Source organism: Mycobacteroides sp. H001 (assembly GCF_001440005.1).
GTDB classification, from domain to species: domain Bacteria; phylum Actinomycetota; class Actinomycetes; order Mycobacteriales; family Mycobacteriaceae; genus Mycobacterium; species Mycobacterium gwanakae.
Genome location: NZ_LJYH01000037.1, coordinates 1 through 21,617 on the forward strand (window position 1 = coordinate 1; position 21,617 = coordinate 21,617).

22 protein-coding genes and 1 riboswitch are annotated in these 21,617 nt (G+C 65.3%); of the genes, 12 read left to right on the top strand and 10 right to left on the bottom strand.

Annotated elements, in window-relative coordinates:
* Positions 1–782 (bottom strand): phosphonate ABC transporter ATP-binding protein (gene phnC / locus AOT83_RS18350; RefSeq protein WP_057980037.1); only part of this gene is annotated, 782 nt, incomplete at its 3' end.
* 165 nt (positions 783–947) lie between these two features.
* Here phnC and AOT83_RS18355 point away from each other — a divergent pair.
* Positions 948–2,162, top strand: coding sequence for an alpha-D-ribose 1-methylphosphonate 5-triphosphate diphosphatase (locus AOT83_RS18355; RefSeq protein ID WP_057979827.1), 1,215 nt, complete (start codon positions 948–950; stop codon positions 2,160–2,162).
* A 33-nt stretch (positions 2,163–2,195) separates the two neighbouring features.
* Here AOT83_RS18355 and AOT83_RS18360 read toward each other — a convergent pair whose 3' ends face one another.
* Complete coding sequence (locus tag AOT83_RS18360; protein ID WP_057979828.1) at positions 2,196–2,828, bottom strand: transposase; 633 nt, start codon at positions 2,826–2,828, stop codon at positions 2,196–2,198.
* A 190-nt stretch (positions 2,829–3,018) separates the two neighbouring features.
* Here AOT83_RS18360 and AOT83_RS18365 point away from each other — a divergent pair, with 190 nt between their 5' ends.
* The 6 genes from AOT83_RS18365 (at position 3,019) to AOT83_RS27890 (ending at position 8,795) form a co-directional block, all read left to right on the top strand.
* Complete coding sequence (locus AOT83_RS18365; protein WP_036349816.1) at positions 3,019–3,591, top strand: recombinase family protein; 573 nt, start codon at positions 3,019–3,021, stop codon at positions 3,589–3,591.
* 75 nt (positions 3,592–3,666) lie between these two features.
* Positions 3,667–3,852, top strand: a riboswitch (M-box (ykoK) riboswitch).
* A gap of 309 nt (positions 3,853–4,161) precedes the next feature.
* Positions 4,162–4,365 carry a hypothetical protein gene (locus tag AOT83_RS27645; protein ID WP_057979829.1) on the top strand — a complete coding sequence of 68 codons (204 nt, stop codon included), beginning with the start codon at positions 4,162–4,164 and terminating at the stop codon, positions 4,363–4,365.
* Between the two features lie 69 nt (positions 4,366–4,434).
* A complete protein-coding gene (locus AOT83_RS18370; protein ID WP_057979830.1) occupies positions 4,435–5,382 on the top strand; it encodes a hypothetical protein in 948 nt (315 codons plus the stop codon).
* Positions 5,383–5,538: 156 nt separating this feature from the next.
* Entirely contained in the window at positions 5,539–6,858 is a 1,320-nt protein-coding gene (locus AOT83_RS18375) for a CBS domain-containing protein (protein ID WP_036349811.1), read from the top strand.
* 139 nt (positions 6,859–6,997) lie between these two features.
* Positions 6,998–8,596, top strand: coding sequence for an Nramp family divalent metal transporter (locus AOT83_RS18380; RefSeq protein ID WP_036349808.1), 1,599 nt, complete (start codon positions 6,998–7,000; stop codon positions 8,594–8,596).
* 40 nt (positions 8,597–8,636) lie between these two features.
* Positions 8,637–8,795, top strand: coding sequence for a hypothetical protein (locus tag AOT83_RS27890; RefSeq protein ID WP_157838308.1), 159 nt, complete (start codon positions 8,637–8,639; stop codon positions 8,793–8,795).
* 455 nt (positions 8,796–9,250) lie between these two features.
* On the opposite strand, the gene AOT83_RS27895 is transcribed toward AOT83_RS27890, so the two are convergent.
* Entirely contained in the window at positions 9,251–9,409 is a 159-nt protein-coding gene (locus tag AOT83_RS27895; protein ID WP_157838307.1) for a hypothetical protein, read from the bottom strand.
* Between the two features lie 341 nt (positions 9,410–9,750).
* Here AOT83_RS27895 and AOT83_RS18385 point away from each other — a divergent pair, with 341 nt between their 5' ends.
* Positions 9,751–10,311 (top strand): hypothetical protein, encoded by a 561-nt coding sequence (locus AOT83_RS18385; protein WP_237752826.1) that lies wholly within the window; start codon positions 9,751–9,753, stop codon positions 10,309–10,311.
* A gap of 142 nt (positions 10,312–10,453) precedes the next feature.
* Here the strand turns inward: AOT83_RS18385 and AOT83_RS18390 are convergent, their stop codons facing one another.
* From AOT83_RS18390 to AOT83_RS18400, 3 genes are all read right to left on the bottom strand, one after another.
* Complete coding sequence (locus tag AOT83_RS18390) at positions 10,454–11,185, bottom strand: NYN domain-containing protein (protein ID WP_036349805.1); 732 nt, start codon at positions 11,183–11,185, stop codon at positions 10,454–10,456.
* A 102-nt stretch (positions 11,186–11,287) separates the two neighbouring features.
* On the bottom strand, positions 11,288–11,515 hold the full coding sequence (locus AOT83_RS18395) for a hypothetical protein (protein WP_036349802.1): 228 nt from the start codon (positions 11,513–11,515) through the stop codon (positions 11,288–11,290).
* The gene (locus AOT83_RS18400; RefSeq protein WP_036349799.1) at positions 11,508–12,083 is read right to left on the bottom strand and encodes a ParA family protein; all 576 of its coding nucleotides are present in this window, start codon (positions 12,081–12,083) and stop codon (positions 11,508–11,510) included. Before AOT83_RS18400 ends, AOT83_RS18395 begins: the two co-directional genes overlap by 8 nt.
* A 448-nt stretch (positions 12,084–12,531) precedes the next feature.
* Here AOT83_RS18400 and AOT83_RS18405 point away from each other — a divergent pair, with 448 nt between their 5' ends.
* The 4 genes from AOT83_RS18405 (at position 12,532) to mobF (ending at position 17,908) form a co-directional block, all read left to right on the top strand.
* Positions 12,532–12,735 (top strand): hypothetical protein, encoded by a 204-nt coding sequence (locus tag AOT83_RS18405; protein WP_036349794.1) that lies wholly within the window; start codon positions 12,532–12,534, stop codon positions 12,733–12,735.
* 162 nt (positions 12,736–12,897) lie between these two features.
* Entirely contained in the window at positions 12,898–13,065 is a 168-nt protein-coding gene (locus tag AOT83_RS18410; protein ID WP_240488008.1) for a toxin-antitoxin system, read from the top strand.
* 289 nt (positions 13,066–13,354) lie between these two features.
* The gene (locus AOT83_RS18415; RefSeq protein ID WP_198530425.1) at positions 13,355–14,608 is read left to right on the top strand and encodes a rep protein; all 1,254 of its coding nucleotides are present in this window, start codon (positions 13,355–13,357) and stop codon (positions 14,606–14,608) included.
* A 372-nt stretch (positions 14,609–14,980) separates the two neighbouring features.
* On the top strand, positions 14,981–17,908 hold the full coding sequence (gene mobF, locus AOT83_RS18420; RefSeq protein WP_057980039.1) for a MobF family relaxase: 2,928 nt from the start codon (positions 14,981–14,983) through the stop codon (positions 17,906–17,908).
* A 41-nt stretch (positions 17,909–17,949) separates the two neighbouring features.
* On the opposite strand, the gene AOT83_RS18425 is transcribed toward mobF, so the two are convergent.
* The 4 genes from AOT83_RS18425 to phnD are packed head-to-tail and all read right to left on the bottom strand — an operon-like array spanning position 17,950 to position 21,480.
* Positions 17,950–18,711: a GntR family transcriptional regulator gene (locus AOT83_RS18425; RefSeq protein ID WP_237159633.1), complete on the bottom strand. Its 762-nt coding sequence runs from the start codon at positions 18,709–18,711 to the stop codon at positions 17,950–17,952.
* Positions 18,708–19,745 carry a phosphonate dehydrogenase gene (locus AOT83_RS18430; RefSeq protein WP_057979823.1) on the bottom strand — a complete coding sequence of 346 codons (1,038 nt, stop codon included), beginning with the start codon at positions 19,743–19,745 and terminating at the stop codon, positions 18,708–18,710. The genes AOT83_RS18425 and AOT83_RS18430 overlap by 4 nt, the downstream gene beginning before the upstream one ends.
* Positions 19,742–20,575, bottom strand: coding sequence for a phosphonate ABC transporter, permease protein PhnE (gene phnE / locus AOT83_RS18435; protein ID WP_057979824.1), 834 nt, complete (start codon positions 20,573–20,575; stop codon positions 19,742–19,744). The genes AOT83_RS18430 and phnE overlap by 4 nt, the downstream gene beginning before the upstream one ends.
* Positions 20,572–21,480, bottom strand: a complete 909-nt coding sequence (gene phnD, locus AOT83_RS18440) for a phosphate/phosphite/phosphonate ABC transporter substrate-binding protein (RefSeq protein ID WP_057979825.1) — start codon at positions 21,478–21,480, stop codon at positions 20,572–20,574. The genes phnE and phnD overlap by 4 nt, the downstream gene beginning before the upstream one ends.
* Between the last annotated feature and the right edge of the window lie 137 nt (positions 21,481–21,617).

Here is a 21,617-nt window from a genome sequence, read left to right on the forward strand (position 1 = left end):
GGACGTCCGGGGTGTTGACTGGGGTTGGCGCTTGCCGACGTCGACTTGTCCGGGCCGCCCTCGTAGATCAGCCGTAGTACCGGCTCGGCGACGTCGGCAGGTGGGCCGTCATACACAATCTCGCCGTGGGCGAGGCCGACGATCCTGTCAGCGTGCTGCAGCGCGAGCTCAACCTGATGCAGGCTGGCTACCAAGGTGATGCCGTTCTGTGTGCACACCCGCCGCAGCAGAGTCATGACCCGCTGGGCGGTGCCAGGGTCGAGGCTGGCGACCGGCTCGTCGGCCAGAATTAGGCGGGGCTGCTGAGCAAGCGCGCGGGCGATACCGACCCGTTGTTGCTCGCCGCCGCTGAGATGGTCTGCTCGCTCCAACGACCTGTCGAGCAATCCCACTTGGTCTAGGGCCTTCAGTGCGATGTCTAGGTCGCCTCGACGAGCCGGTAGAAACCCGCGAAGTAGATGGTGGTAGCCCACCCTGCCCAGCAGGACATTACGCAGCGCGGTATAGCGCAGGATCAGCTGGTGCTGTTGAAAGACCATGCCCGTCTGCCGGCGATGCTCGCGCAGTGCCCGACGTGAGTCCAGCGCCGGCAGTCCGTCGGCTCTCACCGTGCCCGTCGTCGGTCTCACCAGCATGTTCATGCAGCGCAATAGCGTGGACTTCCCGGCTCCCGACGGTCCGAGTAAAACGGTGACCTCGCCGGGTTGGATCTCCAGCGAGGTGGGGGACAGCGCCTGCACGCCGCGGGGGTAGGTCTTGCTCACCTCAGCCAGCTCCAGCAATGTAAAATTCCTCAGTAGGTTTCGATTATTCGAGTCAATTGTTATAGAGGATTTTCCTATCTGAGAGATGGCGTGGTGAACGCATGTTGAACTTCTGTCGATCTTTGGTGAGCAGGTGAAGCGCTTTCACGTTCGGGCAACCCAAGCGCGTAAAGCTGTACTGCCATGACCGCCTGGACTCCCGGCCAGCCTCTCCCCGACTACGTTATTGGGCACGTCATTGCGGTTCTGCCGGAACGGCTCGTGGACGATGCGCATGTGGTTGTTCGTGAGGGCAAGATCGCAGAAGTCGGCCCGCACTCGCCCGGTTTGAGGTACGACCTCGACGGCCGTGGGGCAGCTTTGCTACCGGGGTTGGTCGATGCCCATAGCGACGCTCTTGGCCTGGAGCTGCGTTCGCGACCCGGAACTGAGATCGACGCTACGTTCGCCCTCGCCTCCACGGGTTCTCGGCTACGAGCAAGCGGGGTCACGACCGTATTCCACGGGCTGGCGTTTCAGCGACGTTCGATTGTCGGTATGCCGATCGGCTCCCCGAACGCGTCAGAGCTGTCGGCGGCGTTGTGTGAGCGTGACGACGACTACCACGTCGATCACCGCGTGCTGCACCGGCTTGACGTTCGGTGTGAGCAGGGACGCGCCCTTCTCGAGGAGCAGTTAGTTGCTTATAAGGCGCGACGGCCCGCCGTGGCGCCTGTGGTGTCGCATGAAGACCACACCCCCGGGCTGGGTCAGTTCGCCGACCCAGCCACGATGTGTCGTTGGCTAATGATCCAGGAGGGAATGAGCGAGACCCAGGCGGCAAGCCACGTCACCCGCTGGCGGGCCGAGCGCGAGAGGTACGCCGATGTGCGCGACGAGACGCTGGTTTGGCTCAGCACGCTGGCCCGCGCAGGGCAAATCCGACTCTTTGGTCACGATCTCGCCACCGGCAATGATATCGCTGAGCTGGCTGATCGCGGCGGCCTGGTCGCAGAGTTTCCCACCACAATGCAGGCGGCCAAGGCAGCGCGTGACCGCGACCTATTTGTCGTGGCGGGAGCTGCTAACGTCGTCCAGGGTGGCTCACACACCGGCAACGTATCCGCCGCTGAACTTGTAGCCGCCGGACTTGTCCACGCACTCGCTAGTGACTATCTGCCCACCTCCATGCTCGCGGCGGCCGTTCACCTTGCCCGCCAAGGCCTGCTCTCCCTCCCTCAGGCCGTCACGCTGGTGACACTCGGCCCAGCTGTCTGCGTAGGCCTTAACGATCGTGGTGCGCTGCGCGAGGGTATGCGCGCCGACCTGGTGCTCGCAGATTTATCCCCCACCTGGCCGGTGGTGCATGCCGTCCTGCGAGCATCCCCCCAGACCGCCCCGCCACCCTCGGCCAGCTAATCTGGGCCTCTTGTTGTTCCGGACCCTAAACCGTCAACGCCGGACATGGCTCAGCGAAGTACACGAATCTTCGGTACGCGATGCGCGATCGGACTGCAGATGAAGCCGGCTTGCCGATGGAGTCGTACCGAATGGCGTGAGCGGCTCCGAGACAACGGATAACAGCACCGCCGTATCACATCTAGAGATTGCGGGCGGCTCAGATCCTGTGTCCCGAAGGTCACCGCCGAAGTGGTTGAATGCCAACACATGTCCCTGCAGGAACGCCTCCTGCCCCTGGGTGGTGAACGCGACGTGGAAGGCCCGGCCCGAGCAGGACAGCCGCATCACGAACATCCAGCATTTGACCAGCACGCCGCCGATGTGGGTCCAGAACTCTCCGAAATCCACTTCCGCTTCCGCACCGGGCAGATGATTCTGTGGAACCGCGACCTCGATCCTGTTCAGGCCCAGCTCGATTCGTCGTTTGGCGACGTATCGTGACACGGTTACTTCGGAGCATGTCGCACCGTGTTCGGTGACCAGGCGCTGCCAGATCCGGCGTGCGGTGTGACGCTGCTTGCGGGGAGCATGCTGATCGGCGATCAGCCACCCATCGACGACCGCAGCATGTTGGTCGATCGCCGGTCGAGGGCGCGGCCGGTACGGCTTACGCGGCGGTGGCACCCTTCAACTCGACCTCTGCTGACCTCTGACTACTCAAAAAGCCTCTAGTCTGTCTCGCATCTAAAGAAAAGAGACACCCCTCAGAGAGCTACTCCCCCACCGTGTAATCCCAGGTCGCGCTGTCTCGTTTCTTGTCTCACACCGCGTGTCTCACATCTTTGCTGTCCAGGGTGGTGAGACAGTCATTGGCATGACGACGATCCTCGGCTACGCCCGCGTCAGCACCACAGGCCAAGACCTCGACGCCCAACTCGCTGCGCTCGCCGCCGCCAGCGTCGAGCCGGATCGGGTGTTCACCGACAAGCTCTCGGGGTCGGCGAAGACGGACCGGCCGGGACTGGCGGCTCTGCTCGCCTACGCCCGGCCCGGTGACACCGTCGTCGTCACCGCCATCGATCGACTCGGCCGCTCGGTCGCCGAAGTCACCCGCACCATCGCCGAATTCGGAGAGCGACGAATCCTGTTGCGCGCCTTGCGTGAAGGCGTAGATACAGCCACACCGACCGGGCGCGCAGTAGCGGCGATCATGGCGACCCTCGCCGAACTCGAGCTTGAGCTCGGCCGTGAACGCCGAGCTGCATCACGCGCATCACGCCGAACCCGGTGCCTGCCTGCTACCAAGCCACCACGGCTTAGCCCAGAACGGCAAGAACAACTCCGCCGACTCGCTGCTACTGGCGAACCCGTACGAGAACTGGCCAAGGCCTTCGGTATTGGACGGGCGACCGCCTATCGCTACTTGTCGGCAGAGCCGATGGTGTGAGGGACGAGGGGTCAACGCGCGCGTCGTCTGGTTCGTCTTGACGGGTTGTGGTCTGGAGGTCCACACTGATCGGTGCAAGCACCTCGCTAGGTGAGGCGTCTGCGCGGATAAAGGCCACTGACCCCGAACGTCGAAAGACGCCCCGGGTCAGGACAGCTCCTCCCGGATTAAGGGTTGAGCCCAAGTGGCTTCGAGCACCGAGTGTTTTCTGGTGGCCCGATACGCCGTGCAGTGCCGAAGCTCTGACGAGAGGGGTGTAGGTGTGGTCACTGTGCCGCACGTCCTCCCCACGTGTGCTTTCGATGTGACGCCCGCGTGCGTCCTGGCTGCGAGGAGGTGAGGAACACCGTTGAGTACCAGCGATAAACCGCCGTCTGCGGGTTCGGAGTTGTTCCCGCTGCGTGGCCAGCTTGAGTCGATCGAGGCCTAAAGCCCTTCTCGTCGTTGATTGTTCGAGTGCACCATTGTTCCGACGGTGCACCCCTACGGCGCTGCTGCCTGCTTGAGGTCCGCGTGACACTCAAAGATGCCACGACACCCCAATTTCTCTTTGCGTCAAGGAGTTTTGTCATGGTTGTTGTTCTGTCTCGTCTTCGCATACCCGTGGTGTCGATGGCGTCCCGTGCCGCACACGGATGGTTCACCTGGGGCCGCAGGGCGTGTCGACGGGTGTGGGTCCGGCGCAATTTGACCCCGCAGGAGCGGGCGTACCTGTTGGCGTCCTACACCCCGCCCGCGCTGATCACGGCGTCACTGGGTGGGCACGTCGGCTGACCGGTTCGGGCTGGGGTGCATCACGACCCCGGCCCGCCCCGGCCCGCCGCCGCGCGAGGAGGCCCACCGATGGACTCCCACGACGATCAGACGCACGACGCGATCGATAAACCCGCCAAAATAACTGCGCCGCAAGGGGTGTCAGGCCAGCGGGCCGACGGAACGCTGACCGCCACCATCCGGATGCTCACCGCCCGGGCGATGCTGCGGCACGGTGGTGACCCGGCGGTGGTCGCCACCACAACCCGCGTCCCGCAAGCGTTGGTCGAGGTGATGGCCGACATGGCCGACACCCCTACCCGTCCAAATTCCCAACCCAGGACCTCCGGACGATGTGGTGGGCGGCCCGCCGCGCGTCTAGCAGGTGTACCCGCCGATAGGCACCTGTGGCGACAGGAGATTGACAGGAATGGCTCGATGTTGCGACCCGTCCGACCTGGTCATACTGAGGACATGCCCAAGAAACGACGGTCCCGCACGCGGCGCACTCCCCCGCGGGCGGCGTCCGCCGGATCGAACCCGGCGTTCCTCGGTGACCTGGGAATGACTCCCAAGCGATCAACGGCCCCACTGCCGGAGGCCGATGACGATCGCCACGCCAGCGTGCGGGTCCGGTTGGCGGCGCTGATGCTGCGCCGCGGCGACGACGTCGGGGATGTCAGCGTGGCGACCGACGTCCCGGTCGCCCTGCTTGAGTTGCTTCGCGCGGAAGTCGCCGATGAAACTGACCTCGATCAGCAGCGCCAGACCACCGTTGACGACGTGAGGCGGCGGCGCCGGGTCGTGATCGCCGTGCTGATCATGGAGGTCGCCGCGCTGGCGAACATCGTCATTGGCCTGATCGCGCTGATCGGGCACCTCGCCGGGTTGGGGTTACTGGCCAGCGTGATCGGGCCAGCACTTCTCCTTGCCGTCTACGTGGTAGCCAGATGCGCGACCCCTACGGGATCTCGCACTGGCTACAGCCCTCGGTACGCGGCCCGGCGTAAGGGTCGTGATCGAGGGCCCGGTGACTAACGACCTCTGTGGACGATCCATCCACATGTCCCAGGTTTGGGTGTCTACCGACGGTGGTCGAGATCGGTGTCGCCCAGTGTTCACGTGGTCGTGCGCATATGGAACCGCGACATTCGGGCACGGCCGCGATCGTCTCATCGAGAAGGAAGAGTCACTATGCATGAAGTCCCGCCTGATGGTGGAGCGCCCACGGCGTCACGGCCGGTGATCCATCTGTCCGATCTCCTGGGTCGTCCGGTCGTCGCGAAGGCCGGTGACGCGGTGGGCCGGGTCGAGGACGTCATCGTCAGCCTGCGCGGTGCCGAGGGGTATCCGCCGGTCACCGGCCTGGTGGTAGGGATCGGCGGCCGTCGGGTGTACGTGTCGTCCGGGCAGATCACCGACCTGACCCAGGAACACGTCGATCTGTCGAAGAACAAGGTGGATCTGCGCGAGTTCGAACGCCGTGACGGCGAGGTTCTGTTGCGCACCGACGTCCTCGATCACCGGCTCATCGACGTCGCGGCCGCGGAGTTGGTGCATGCCTACGACATCGAGCTCGAGGACACCGGGGCGGGCTGGGTGCTGGCACGGCTGGATACCCGCCGGCCGGCGCGGCTGTTCGGGTTGATCAAATCCGGTGGGGGGCATGCCAGCCGGGACTGGAAGTCCTTCGAACCGCTCATCGGGCACACGGCGAGCGTGTTGGAGCGCGCGGGCGGGCGGATGTCGAAGCTGAAGCCGGCCCAGATCGCGGACCTGCTGGAGGACGCCGACAAAGACGAGGGTGGAGAAATCCTCGACCGCCTCCACTCCGACCCGGAGTTGGAGGCCGACGTCTTCGAGGAACTCGACCCCGACAAGGCCACCAAGATCCTGGGCGACATGACTGATACCGAGGTCGCCGGGGTATTGGCCCGGATGCGGGCCGACGACGCGGCGGACGCGATCGCCGATCTGCGCCAGTCCCGCCGTCGCCGGGTGCTGGAGCTGCTGCCGGCGGGGCAGCGCACCAAGGTCATCACGCTGATGGGGTTCAACCCCTCGACCGCGGGCGGGTTGATGAGCGTCGACGTGGCGTCGTGTTCGACGGATGCCACTGCCGCGCAAGCTCTTTCGATCATCGCTGCCGCCCGGGCGATGCAACCCGAGGCGTTGCTCAAGATGCACGGGGTCAACGAGGCCGGCGAACTGGTCGGGGTGGTCTCGGTGATCCGGCTGCTGCAATCCGACCCCCACACCCCGATCACCGAGCTGCTCGACGTCGACCCGATCCGAGTCACCCCGGAAGCCGACCTGACCGACGTCGCCCTGCTGATGGCCGACTACAACCTGGTCGCCATCCCCGTCGTCGACGAGGGCGACCGGGTGGTCGGTGTGGTGACCTTCGATGACGTCCTGGAGGCCACCATCCCCGAGGACTGGCGGCGCCGCGAACCCGCGCCGCGCCCGATCCGCGACGTCGTCGGTGCCCAGGACGGGGCCGGTCATGGCTGACTCCCACCCGCCGGTAGGCACCACCGACCCCACGGCACCGGATCAGGCTCCCGCTGCTGATGTCACCCCACAGGCCGCGTCCACCAGCGCGCCGGGACCCGAGCCGACTCCAGCCCCTGCAGCGCCTCAGGCGTCGGCGGTGTTGGACAGCGCCCATCTCGGTGACATCGAAGGCGCGTTCGGCCGGGTCAGCGTCGGCGACAGCGATCAGGGCCGCACGCTCAAGACCCGGCTGCTGACACTGTTGGCGATCCTCGGGCCCGGGATCATCGTGATGGTCGGCGACAACGACGCCGGCGGTGTCGCCACCTACGCCCAGGCCGGCCAAAACTACGGCTACAGCCTTCTCTGGGTGCTGCTGTTGCTGATCCCGGTGCTGATCGTCAACCAGGAGATGGTGGTCCGCCTCGGAGCGGTCACCGGGGTGGGCCATGCCCGGCTGATCAACGAACGCTTCGGCCGCGGGTGGGGCTGGTTCTCCGTGGGGGATCTGTTCCTGCTGAACTTCCTGACCATCGTCACCGAGTTCATCGGCGTCTCGTTGGCCGCCGCCTATTTCGGTGTCTCGAAGTACATCGTCGTCCCGACGGCCGCGGTGGCGTTGGTGGCGATCATGGCCTCGGGCAGTTTCCGTCGCTGGGAACGCGCCATGTTCGTGTTCATCGCGATCACCCTGCTGCAGATCCCGATGCTGCTGCTGTCGCACCCCCAGTGGGGGGCGGCCGCACAGGCCTTCGTCGTGCCGGGCATCAAGGGTGGGCTCAGCTCGGATGCGGTGCTGCTGATCATTGCGATCGTGGGCACCACCGTTGCGCCGTGGCAGCTGTTCTTTCAGCAGTCCAACATCGTCGACAAGCGCATCACCCCGCGCTTCATCAGTTACGAGCGCGCCGACACCACCATAGGCGCGTTCGTGGTGGTCATCGGTGCGGCTGCGTTGGTGATGACCGCGGACTGGGCGGCCCGCTCCACCGGCAGTGAGGGCAACTTCGGCGACGCCGGAGACATCGCCCGTCTGCTGTCGGCGCATAGCAGTGTGCTGGGTCCGGTCTTCGCGATCGTGCTGCTGGATGCCTCCATCGTGGGTGCGGCAGCGGTGACCTTGGCCACCAGCTACGCCTTCGGCGACGTGTTCGGCCTGAAACACTCCCTGCACCGCGGGTTTGCCGACGCCAAACCGTTCTACGTCTCCTACATCGCGATGGTCGCCGCCGCCGCTGGGATCGTGCTGATCCCGGGTGCGCCGTTGGGTCTGATCACCACTGCGGTGCAGGCACTGGCGGGTCTGCTGCTGCCGAGTGCGAGTGTGTTCCTGCTGTTGTTGTGCAACGACCGGGAGGTGTTGGGCCCGTGGGTGAACCGGCGCTGGCTCAACGTCGTCGCGGTGTTCATCGTCGCGGTGCTGCTGTTGCTGTCGGGGATCCTGATGGCCACCACCCTATTTCCCGACTTGGACGTCGTGACCGTCACCGCGTACCTCGCCGCAGGCATCGTCATCCTGGCCATCCTCGCGGTCGGGGTGCTGAAGTGGTTGCAACGCCGAAACCCCAGGGCCCCGGCCCCAGTGACCGTGATCGACGGGCCTGAGAAGATGTCGTGGCGCATGCCGCCCCTGGCCTTGCTGGAACCCGTCACCTGGTCGGCCGGAACCAAACTCGGCATGCTCGCCCTACGCGGCTACCTGGTCGTCGGCGCGATCCTGCTCATCGTCAAAGCCGTCCAACTCGGCGGCGGATGACCATGCGCCGCACCGCGCGCCGGTGCAGGGACCGGCGGATGTGAGCACCGCACTCGGTGGCTCGCTGGCCGTGGCATCGACCCCGCTACCGCAGTACAGCCACCACGCGGTGATCATCGGCTCCACGATCCTGCTAGTGACGATCGCGGTGATCGCGACGGTGACACTGCTGATCCTGTGGGGCCGACGGGGCCGCTAAGCGTGTTCTCGACCGAGACAGCTCACCTTTATTCATCGGGTGTCTTGTGACCACGGTTGCGGCCCTTTGTTCAGGACCATTCTTGACTTGAGGGACGCGTTGAGAGAGGTCGCGTACGGCTCTAGAGGCAGCATGGGGCGTGCCACGAAAGATCACGCGACCAGGAACCGTCCGATTGACAGTCTGAGGATGGTCCAAGGCTAAGGCGGGACGGTGGCTCTTCGGCGTCCCGAAAACCTTCGTTATCGGGACACGGCCCGACCCCTAACCTTCTGATCTGTCGTTGCATCCCAGGTTGGATGAAGTGGTGCGTCGTGACGTAATAACGTAAGTACGTGATTACGTCACGACGCCACAGGCCGCGGTGAGCTGGGGGCGGCCCATGAAGGCAAAGAAAAACCCGCCCCTGCCGGGGACGGGTGGTATTGCGCAATTATGCCGTCTGTTTGGCCAGTTCAGCGGACGAACAGGTTGATCGTTTCGGCGGCGATGGGAGCGACCACGGCCACGGTGACGTGGACCCAGGTGATGGTGGCTGGCCAGCGCAGCGCGATGGTGACGGCGGTGGCCGCGATGAAGAACATCGTCACCGTGAGCGCGATCAGGGTGATCATGACACCTCCTAAAGGGGTTCGCGAATCGGTTGTTTCTGTAAGCTCTTATGCAGGCCGCAGGCACGTTTCCCCAGGTCAAATGCGTGATCTAAATCACATTAGGGTGTTGGGGAATTACCGAGTTGCGCTGCATATGAGTCTTGGTATGGACCGCTTGCACGAGGAGGACCACACCGGGTGGCAATCACGACGAGCACGGACGAGACGGCCGACGACGGTGAGGGGTTGCCTGGCCCCGATGGGGGTGCCCAACCCCGAGGTCGTACGCCTCCTAGACCGGCGCCTGGCGGACCGCCGCGATCTACGAGCTGAAGCCCGCTCGATCCGTACCGAACTCGTTGGTGACGCTGCTCCTCTGCTCGTCGTGCTGGCCGACCCGGTCGGCGCGCGAGAAGACATGCTCGTCTGGCCTCGCGTTGACCACCGGCATGTACGACGGGCAACGCTTCGCCGGCAAGGACTCCGCCGCCGAGATCGTGCTCTATGAGTCCGGCCGACTCGTGTTGGCATCGGAGCGCGCCGTGACCACCCGCTCATTCAGCAACGTGTCCCCTCCCCCACCCGACCTCACGCTGGTCTTCGAAAGACTGATCATCGGGCACGTCAGCTTGCTTGCCCGCCTGGCCGCTGCAGTGTCGCACCGCTGGGGCTACACCGGAAGTTGGCGGTTCGCCCTCTCCATGAATGGCCTACGCGACTCGACGTCATGGATCATCGCCGACCAGAACTTCGGCGACAAAGGACCCGTCTACACAGAAAACATCTACGAGAGAGCAACCGAAGCCTCACTAGCCGACCTCGACGAAAACCCCGACCAGGTCGTGGCAGCACTCACCGCTCCCCTTCTTCGTAGCCTCGGCAGCTACCCAGCCTGGGAAAAGCGCTTCAATACGCAATCATGACGTAAGGACGTAACGACGCATATACGTCATTACGTCCTTACGTTGGGCAAGAAAAAACCCGTCCCCTGCCGGGGACGGGTGGTATTCCGCAATTATGCAACGCGCGTTGCGTCCACGCAATTCCCCTCCCCTGTCGGGCAGGTCACCAGGGCGGCGGCTTAGACACCCCGCCAGCGGGGTCCGGGAGTTGGCAGGACTGGAAATCTGCGGCGACCAGCTGGTACCACCAGTGGTTGCCTACCCCGTCCGACGGTCGCCCCCGCAGCTTTCCTGCGGTCTGGTTTTTGGTCGGGTTGATGGTGCCGACCGGGACGCGGTCACGTGCGGCCTGGACAGGAAATTTCAGGTCGCTGTCGTTGCTGATCACCAGCGCGGCGTCGATGCGGTTTTCGAGGATGTCCAGCAGCAGGTGGGCGGCCACATTTACATCGGAGCCCTTCTCCTCGCGCCGGGCAACAGAAACGAAGAACCGCGCGTCGGGGGCATTCTGCCCGGCACCATCTTTAATGGTTACCGGCCAAGCTGGGGTGGTGAGAACCGGACGCCCGCGTCGGTCTTTGGTGGCCAGGGGCGCGGAGGTGACGCGGTTGACGTAGTTGCCCTCTTCGATGTGATCCACGACAGCGGCGCGGGTCAAAGCGGCGAGGTAGGCGTCCTGTTCTCGACTGCCGACGCGGTTGTCAGCTCCTGAGATACGCGCAGTGCAGTACACGATGCGTTCAACGGTCGCACCGCTCCAAGCCGATTGGTTGGCCATCAGCCGCGTCGCCAAGGCGCGCAGGTCAAGCCATCGCCAGCCGGCCGTGCCAGATCCGCAGATGAACTTGCCGCCGTAGTACAGGTTGAAACCATCGATGTACACACCCACTCGCATAGAAACAGACGCTAACTGGCGGGCACGCAATCGCCCGCCAGGACGATCCCGGCTGGGGGCATGAAGTTGTTAACGTAAGGACGTAATGACGCATTTACGTTCTTACGTCTTTGCGTTCTGGGCTAACCACCGATCGGCCAGGTCGGTGAGGATTTTGCTCATGCTCGTGTCCCGGTCCAGTGCAGCCTGCTTCAGTCCGCGCACCGTCGCGCGTGGCAGATAAACGGTGGCGCGCTGCATATCGTCAGTGGGGGAGCGGAACGCCTCAGCCGCCCGCTTGGCGGGTTCTGTCTTCACTCGTGCGGCCATCTTCGAAGTCAAGTCAGACATGAACCAATGCCCCCATCAGCTCGTCGAACACGTCGTCGTAGCCGTACAGGTGATTCGGTGTAGACCCGAACGCCCGGCGGATGCCCTCACGGCGGACAATCCGCGTTTCGATCACCGGCACGCCCTCGTCCTCCAGCAGGGTCTTCACCTCGTCGGCTAGTCGGGTTCGTAGATCGACGCCGGTCAGCAGCACCGCCGTGGGGCGGTGTGCGGTGATCTCCAAAGTCGGCCATACCCGGCGGACATCCAGCGGTGAAGCCCCCGTGGGCACCACGACCAAATCGGCCAGCTCGATCGCTTCCTGAATAACCTGCGCCGTACCCGGGGGAGTGTCCACGATCGTCAACTCCTGGCGGCCACTGACGTCCAGGGGTCGGCGTGCCGGCACCACCGGAAACGGCAAGGGGTCATCCTGGGCGGCCGCCGCCCATTCCAGCGCCGAGCCCTGCGGGTCGGCATCAACAAGTACGACATCGCGACCGCGGCGATGGGCAGCAGTCGCGAGATACACCGCCGACGTCGTCTTCGCAACGCCGCCCTTGGTGTGGACCAAAGAAACCGTAGGCATGGCCAAACCTTACGTCACAGCGCAATGACGCATATACGTCAACACGCTATTACGTCGTTACGTCTATCGACGTAGACCCGGTATTTCTGCGAGTCGTTACCAAATTGTCACCACCCGTCTTGTCGGCAAATCGGCCTCCAGCAGGTCATTAGAGGGCGTGAAAGCTACACCCCCAAGCACCCCTTCTTTCATGGCCCGTACCTCGCGACCCCGCCGCTGCACCCCACCGGCATATACCTCCCGATGAGTGCCAGAGAACTACCTGCCGCACCGCACGACGGAAAACAGCTCTCGCCCCGGTACTTCACCAATGACCGAGTTGCCACGACGAGAAAGGTGCGGCAGTGCCGTGGAAAACAGCCCAGTTCCGCCCAGAAGAAAAGAGCGGAGCTCTCACGCCCCGCTCCGGGAGCCGCTTTCCCGACCAACCAGAGAAAGAGCATCAACTATGAGCGGAACTGACCTGGCCGTGTGGATCGTCGCCATCCTCGGAGTCGTGGCTACCGTCGTGACGGTCTGCGTCCTCGCTGATCGCATCCACGCCCGCAACCCGGAATCCAAGCTCACCATCGGAGATACCGGACGCGTCATCGGCGCCATCCTGGGCGTCGTCATTCAAGCCGCCATCGCGATTCTCACCAGACGACCATGACCGCGATGACGGGCGCACAGCAGGGGAGAGGCCACCCGGCCGCGTGAACCACACGCGTCACACAGGTCCACACAAACCGCGTGTCGCTATCAGTTACAGCTTGTTCCGGCTGGCAGAGTCCTGCTCATGGCTCAACCGCATAAAGGTGACCGCGCCCAGATCATGACGCGCCCCCCTCGGGTGGTCTACGACATCGTCAAACAGAGGGCGGCCGAGCTCGGTATCCCGATGGGGCAGTACGTCGCAGACCTGCTAGCCGAGCACGTCGGCCATCCCGAGCTTGTCCTTGCACTTCACAAGTCAAGGGAGGAGCTGCCGCTGGCGATGTGACCGGTATGCGCCGCGGCTGCTGGCTGGACTTAGCCGTAAGGCCAAACGTGACATCTGAATAGCTGGTGTGCGGAACCCCCGCTGAATGACGAAGGCCCCGCCTTAGGCGGGGCCACGTCTGGAGGTTCAAACCGAGCTGCGAACTCGGTTCCGGGTCTTCCGTACCCATTTCCCCGAAGGGACTGTCTTGACCGACAGCTCTCACGGTAGCGCACGCCTGTCTGACGTTCCAGAAATGGCGCGCAATCAGTGCGCAAATCGTGACTTCTCCAGCACCCGATCAGCTCGGGTGAGCAGTGCGTGGCCGGCGCCGCTGGGCGCCGGTATCGCGCCCACACCGCATGCCGTCCGCGCGCTGGCCAACGAACGCCGGCGCGGCTGGGTCGAGCGCGCCGGCGCGTGTGGGCCGCGGGCGCCGATGTGGACCAGCCGCAGCAGTTGGCTCGACGGCCTCCAGCGCTGGGCGCAGTCGCCGGCCCTGGGCCAGCTGTGCACGGAGCAGCGGGTGTCGATCACCGCGACGACGCTGTTGTCGATCGCCGGGGTGATGGCCGAGCACGCCGATCACGCCACCGGCCGCCACGTCGCCGTCACCCGTGCCACCATCGCCGCCCGGGTGGGCTGTGACGTACGCACCATTACGGCCGCCTGGCGGGTCCTACGGGCCTCCCAATGGGCCGTGGAGGCCCAACGCGGACACGGCTCACCGGGCACCCCCAGCGTCGGCCGTAGACCCTCGGTGTACCACCTGGTGCCCCGCCGCGACGCCCGCCCTACACGCCGTCGTCCTGTGCACGATCCTGTGCATGATTTCCACCTACCGCCGTCAGGCGGTGTTAGGTCTTTTTCTCCCGTAGGGAGTAACTCACCAAGCGGGCGCGCAAGCGCGCCCGCCCATGAGGATCAGCGAAAGGGATTCAAAACCCGTTGCCCATCACCGCCCAGACCGAGCGTTCCCCGGCCGCTGACCCTCCAGCGCCTAGCCGCGGCCCTGGTCGCCGCGACTCACGGGCTGCATCGCGGCCACATCGGCACGATCTGCGATGCGCTGACCGCCGCCGGCGTCGACCCCACGGTGTGGACAGCACGCGCCATCACCGACGCCCTCAACGCCGACATGCGCACCCGCGGCGCGACCTGGCCCGATCACATCACCAACCCCGGCGCGTTCCTATTCAGCCGCCTGCGCCGACTCGACTGGTCACCCGTACAGCACCCGAGCAAGGCCGGCGGCTACGCCGCCGGCAGCCTCGACCAGGAGCCCCCACCCGCACCACCGACGGCCGCCCAGCGGGCCCGCATCACCGCCGCCCAACAGGAGATCCGCCGCGTCCTCCGCGACCGCCCGCACCGTCCCGCGATCGAACGTCCCGACCGCACACTGCGTGCACTCGCTCGGGCTGCCCACTTGCCATCAGTTAGCGAACCTAACCACGAACGAGATCCAGCCTCCTCGATGCCCCAACGAGCAGCGGCTCAGGGGAGCGGTGAGGGTGATGGTCCCGGAGTCCTCGGGCAGGGCCACATCCGGCCGCTGGCATGAGGTGGCGTCTCGGATGCGACGGTGGCGATGTCCCACGGTCGCACCGGCGGTTGCACGGTGGCGTTGACACCCTCGGCGAGGTAGCCCATTAGCGCGGCCAGGCCGACGCTATCTCCCTGCATTTCCAGCACTCGTAGCAACTCCGTCAGCACCCTCGTTTCTACCGGTATCCGCCCCACCCTGACACCCCCATTCCTGGCAAGCACCGCCAACGATCCCCACCTCTTACCCCTACACCAACCTAACCAATTTCACGTCGTCCATACTGACGGCACATTTGCACAAGTTGTGCGAGGCTGGTGGTGGCGTCCGTCGGTTGTCTCCTACGCCTGGTGGTCGGCGGGCGCCCCTGAGTGTGTGGGGGTGGTCTGAGTGTTGACGGTGGCGAAGTTGTCGTTGTGGTCGGTGAACTATTACAACGACACCGCCCGGGCGGTCGACGACGCCCTCAAAGACCGCCAGAAGGCGAATGGGGGGTTGGCGGAGTATTACGCCGAACGCGACACCCGCACACCGGTATGGGCGTGCGCCGGCGACTCCCGGGTGGCCGCGGAACTGGTGGGTTTAGCCGAGGGTGAACGCTCCGGTGGGGATGCCGATCCCGACGTGGTGGCGCGCTGGCTCGATGCCGGCGTCGCCCCCAGTGGGGAGTGCGGACGCGCGCACGGCACGGGCGGGGTGCATGGGTTTGATTTGACGTTTTGCGCGCCCAAGAGTGTGTCGTTGGTGCGGGTTTTTGGCGATGACGTCATCGACAAAGCGGTCTCCGCGGCGCATCAGACCGCGATCGCCGAAGCGCTCGAATACTTGGCGGCGCATGCCGGTTACACCCGGGTGCACAACCCCGTCACCGGCGACAAAGACCTGCAGAAACTGCCCGGTTTGGTGGCCGCGGCCTACCAGCATGAGACCTCCCGGGCGGGCGATCCGCACCTGCACACCCACGTGTTGGTGCCCAACCGCCAAGCCCGCGCCGATGGCCGGCTGGTGTCGATTGACGGCACCAGTTTGTTCCACGAAGCCAGGGCTGCCGGGATCATCTATCAGGCCACCCTGCGCCACGAACTGCACCGCCTCGCCGGGATCGAATGGGGCCCGGTCGACGCCCGCACGGGGATGGCCGAGATCGCCGGAATTGACCCCACAACGATCGCCGCGTGGTCGAAACGAAGCACTCAGCTACGCGAGTGGGCGGCGAACAATTTGACCGTCGTCGACACCGCGGCGGAGTTGTCACAGGCGCAGTTGGCGGCTGCGCAGAAAGCCACCCGACCGCGCAAACCCGAGTCGCTGTCGTGGACCGAACTGCGGGAGCAGTGGCGCGCCGACGCGCGTGGCTTGCGGGTGTCGCGCCCCGCCCAACAGCAGGCGCGGGAAGCGCGCCTGCAGGCGGCGCGGGATGCCGCAGCGCGCCTGTCACGCGGTGCGCTGGTGGTGGATCGGCGCGCGGTGGCGGCGATGGCGGCCCGCGCCGACAAAGCCGCGTTAACGCGGGCGGATCTGGTCGAAGTCATCGGCGCTCAACTGCCCCTGATGAGCGCCGACGCGGCCGGTTTCGACAGCGCTGGCGGTGTGGGTGCGGGGTTGCCGCGTCAGCTCATCGAAGCGTGCGTGGATGCGGTCGGGATGCGGCTGACAGGGCCGCGGTTGGCGCATCAGCGCGAAGGATCCGCGCGCTACACCGTCGATGTGATCGTGGCTGAGGAACGCCGGGTGTTCGACCTCGTCGACGCCACCAACCTGCGCGCCATGGCCTGGGTGCGCCCCGACGAGCACACCGCCGCCGCCCTGGGGTTGTCGGATCAGCAGCACCAGGTAGTCACGGCGATTGCGGCCAGCCCTCAGTTGGTGATGCCGTTGAGCGCGCCGGCGGGTGCGGGGAAGACGACGTCGATGCGGGCGTTGCGCACCATCATCGAGCGCCGCCAGAAGGCGCGGATGATTGTGCTTGCCCCCACCGGCAAAGCCGTCGATGTCGCCCTGGCCGAAGGGGTGGCCAGCGAGGGCTACACCGTGCACGACGCCCTGGGCCGCCTCGCCGACGGCCGGCTGCAGCTCGGTCCGTTCGACGTCGTCGTGGTCGACGAAGCCGGCATGGTCGGCACCGACCACTGGCGACACCTGCTCACCCACACCACGCAGTCCGGGACGAAAACCGTGCTGGTCGGGGATGCCCACCAACTCGAACCGGTCAAAGCCCGCGGCGGCATGTTCGCCCAACTCTGCGAGGAGCTGCCCTGGACCCAACGCCTCTCCGAAGTGTGGCGCATGCAGGACCCGGCCGAACGGACGGCGTCGTTGGCGGTGCGGGACGGCGGGCCCGCCCCCGTGCGCCGCGCGATCAGCTGGTATCGCGACCATGACCGGCTGCACGCCGGGGATCAGGTCACCATGGCCGCTGACGCCCTGGCCGCCCACCAGAAGGATCTCGCCGCGGGCAAGGATGCGTTGCTGCTGGCAGACACCATCGAGATGTGTGATGCGCTCAACCGCCGCGTCCACGACCACACCGTCGCCCAGCGTGCCGCCGCGGGCCGGGACACCACGACGGTGCCCGGGCCGCGTGGCCACCACATCGGGGTCGGCGACATCATCGTCACCCGCCGCAACGACCCCACGATCACCGTCTACCAACCCGAAGACCGCACCCAACAGTTGTTGGAGGCGCCGGTGCGTAACGGGCAACGCTGGCAGGTGGTCAAAGTCGACGACACCCCCGCGCATCCGCGCCTGGCCGCCCGTCGCCTGGGCGACGGGGCGTGGGCGGTCTTCAGCGACGACTACCTCCGTGAGCAGGTGCAGCTCGGGCATGCGGTCACCGTGCACGCCGCCCAAGGCGTCACCGCCGATACCACCCATGCGGTGCTGGCCGACACCGCCAGCCGCAACCTGGCCTACGTCGCCCTCACCCGCGGCCGCGACGCCAACCACGCCTACCTCTACCCCCGCGACCCGGCCGAGGCCGACCACGCCCACCACAGTGACCAGGCTGCCGAGGTGGAGGGGGTGCATCTGGCGCGCCGCGGCACCCCCACCCAAGCCGCCCGGGCGCTACGACAGGTCATCGCCCATGACGAAACCGCCCGCACCGCACACCAGATCGCCGCCACCACCCCCACCCACCTGCTGCCCGAGATGGTCGCCGCCCTTGTAGCCGAACACCATAAGGCGCTCACCCAACGGCGCAGTGCCTACCAGAAAACCCAACGCACACAACGTGATCGGGAATTAGATCGGCACCTCGGCCTGGATCGCAGCCGACACCGCGACCAAGAGCAGGGCTATGACCTCAGCCTCTAACCACCCATGCCTATGGTCGCCGTCGCTAGCATCAACGGTCTTTACGGGTTGGTGTCGAAGTCGACGTCGACGCGGAAGATGTCCGCACGCAGCCAGGAGATGGTGAGTTCCACTGGGCGGTGGCCGCGTGCGGCGGCGTCGGTTCGGCTTCGGATCGCAATGACCGGGGGGTGTCCATGTAATCGGAGGTGGCGGGCGACCTCGGGTGGGGCTGGATCTATTGCGACGCCGAACCAGCCCCGGACGGGCTCGAGGCGGTAATGCCGGTCGAGCACGTCGTGCAGCGAGGCTGTCGTATCAAGCGTTTGCGGCAGGTCGGGCAGGAGTTCGGGGTCGAGCCATGAGTCGGCGAAGCCGACGAGTTCGTCATCGACATAGCGATCGCGGGACACGGCGAGCAGTTGGCGGCGAGCGTCGATCCGCATGCGCCGCCGCACTTCGACGGGTGGCTTGTCGAGCCGCCACGATGTGGTGCGGATAGCTGGGGTGCGGCCGGCATTGCGGACGCTGGCGCTCCAGCTGGGTGGGTTGTCTCGCGAGATGGTGTAGTCGATGCGACGAGAGACAAAGGTTCCTGATCCCTGTCGCCGAAGTACCAGATAGCGGCTTTCTAGCTCCGCCAGCGCGGCGCGGGCAGTAAGGCGGCTCACACCCAATTGGCGGGCAAGCTTGTCCTCGGGAGGGAGACGGGTGCCGACGTGCATATCAGCGATCTGTGCTGCAAGTGTTTCGGCCACAACCAAGTACATCGGCATCCGGGTGGCGGTCTGCTCGGGTTCGGCGCCGTCGGCGGGCGGCGTCATTCTCTCGGCAAGGGCATAATGGCCGATCCTTGGTGGACGCTATTGGCAGCGCCCTCGGGCACATCGCCGGCCAGCGCCTGCAGGATTGAGGTAGCTGCGCGTTGTTCGATCGCGAGCCGCGCCGCGTCGACGGCTGAGCCGAGGTGAGGGGTAAACAGCGTTTTTTCCGGCTGGCCGATGAGCCCAGGGTGGGGATGTCCTGGCCGTTCGGGGCGAGAGTAGTCCTCGAACTCGAACACGTCAGCAGCGTATCCGCCTAAATGGCCGAGGCGCAGCAGCTCGGCAACGACGTCTTCACACACCACCGACCCGCGCCCTACGTTGACCAGGAGTGCACCTGCCCGCATTGACGCCAGGGCGGCGCGGTCGAGCAAGTGCATGGTGTCCGGCCCGAGTGGGGCACAGACGATGACGGCATCGCTGGATGTCAGCAGCTCTGTCAGCGTCACCTGTTCAAGTCCCAGGAAATCGGCGACTGCTGCCGGCACAGGTGCGGGATCGCTGTAGCGCAGGCGGGCGTCGAATCCACGAAGCAGCCGGGCGACCGCTCGCCCGACGGCGCCTGCACCGATGATGCCGATCGTCGCCCCGATGAGGGATTGCCCATAAAGCACGGGACGCCATCCGGGAAATCCGGCGCGGACGCGGCGGTCTCCAGGTGCTACGTTGCGCGCTAGGCCGATGAGGAGTCCAACGGCAAGTTCGGCAGTGGGGTCGGTGAGCAGGTCCTCGACACGGGTCATCCAGATCCCGCGGGAGGTGCATGCCTCAAGGTCAATGTTGTCGTCGCCCTTCAGCGCACCGGCGATCACGCGTAGTCGCGGGCAAGCGTCGAGGAAGTCGGCATCGATCCGGTCGGGCATGAAGACCATTAACGCGTCGGCGTTCGCGGCGCGCCGCTGGAGCTCGGCGGCGGGAAGGCTGTCCTCGTGCTGATTGGGTATCACTTCGCAGCGTTGGCTGAGCAGCGTGATGACCTGCGGATGCACGCGGTGGCTGAGCACGACGAGCGGACGTCGTTGATGTGTATTCACGCGAACCGCCTTCGGAGAAATCCGCCGAAACCGTCAACGACTGTGACGGTCGCCAAGATAAGGAGGAGGATGGCGGCGACCTTGTGGTACTGCAGGGTACGCAGTGCAGCGATCAACTCGAACCCGATTCCACCGGCGCCGACGACCCCGACGACGACCGAGGCGCGGAAGTTGTATTCCCACCGGTAGATAGTCACGTCGGCCATCTGGGGTAACACCTGAGACAGCACGCCGTGCAAGATCACCTGCGGTGGCGTGGCGCCGACCGCGCGCGCCGCCTCGATCGGGGCTTGGTCGGCGTGTTCGATGGCCTCTGCGAAGAACTTCCCGACCATTCCGGCCGAATGGATGCCCAGCGCGAGCGCACCAGGAAGTGCACCGAAACCTACGGCGGCCACGAACACGATCGCTATGATCAGTTCCGGCACCGATCGGAGGGTGTTAAGCATCATGCGCGCCGCCCAGTACACGGCCGGGTGCGGTGAGGTGTTGCGAGCGCCGAGCAGAGCTATCGGTACCGATAAGAGGATCGCGAGCGCGGTCGCCGCCACGCTCATCGACAGTGAGTCCCACAGCGGATGCCACCACGAATCGAGATCGGTGAAATCAGGAGGCCACGACTGGGTCAGCAGGTCGACGATGTCGACCATGCCGGCGGCCATCCGACCCGCGTCGAGCAGCCCGACGGCGTAGGCGCACAGCACGATAAGGATGATCACCGCACTCACCTCACCGAATACGCGGCCCCAGCCGACTCGCGTTCTGCGCGATACGGAATCGAATCGATCGTGCTCATCCCCCGCGGCCGGAGGTGATAAGACGCGGTTCACCGGCTGAACTCGGCGAGGTTAATGTTCAGGAGCGGGGCGAGTTGACGTACGACGTCGTAGTCCTGGTCCTTAACGGGGGCAAACCCTGCGCCCTTGAACGGTTTGAGCACTGATTTGTCGTCGAGTCCGAGAAAGGCTGCACGCACGTTGTTCTTGAAGTCTTCGGGCAGGCTCGACCGTACGGTCCACGGATAGTTCGGGTAGGGATTGGATTCGGCGATCACCACCACTTTGCTTGGGTCGATGGTGCCGTTCTTGACGAGTTGCTCGTAGATGGGTTTGCTTAACCCACCAGCTTGCGCGTTGCCGTTCTGCACCGCCAAAGCGACGGCGTCGTGGGCCCCGACGTGCTGCTCCTGATAGTCTCCGCGGTCCACTCTCAGGCCAGCATCGGCTAGCATGGCTTTCGGAATCAGGTGGCTGGACGTGCTTGCCGGGTCCCCCCACGCGACGGTCTTCCCGGCCACGTCCTTGAGGTTTTTGATTCCGGATGCCGGGTTGGCCACAAAGACCGCGCGGTACGTCGGCGGCTGGCCCTTCACTTCGGTCAAGGCGGCGAAGGGTTCGATATCGGCCTTCTCTTTGGCGAGCACGTACGACAGGGGCCCGAAGTAGGCCAGTTCGAGTCGGCCGTGAGCCATCGCTTCGATCATCGAGGAGTAGTCAGTGGTGACCACCAACTCCACCTTGTGTCCCAACTTGCTTTCAAGGTAGGTCTTGAGCGGTTGATTCTTGTTGATCACTTCGGCGGCGTTCTCATCGGGCAGCAGGGCCACCCGAATGGTGTCGGGCACCGATCCGCTAGCCGGGGTGGAACTTGAGCCGCATCCGACCAGACCCATCACGAGGACCAGGATGGTCGCCAGAGCTGCAGCACATTGAGGCCGATCAGGCCGCCTATACATCAATAATTCCTTTGGTCAGTTGAGGGTCGGTTTGATAGGGACGTCCGGGGTGTTGACTGGGGTTGGCGCTTGCCGACGTCGACTTGTCCGGGCCGCCCTCGTAGATCAGCCGTAGTACCGGCTCGGCGACGTCGGCA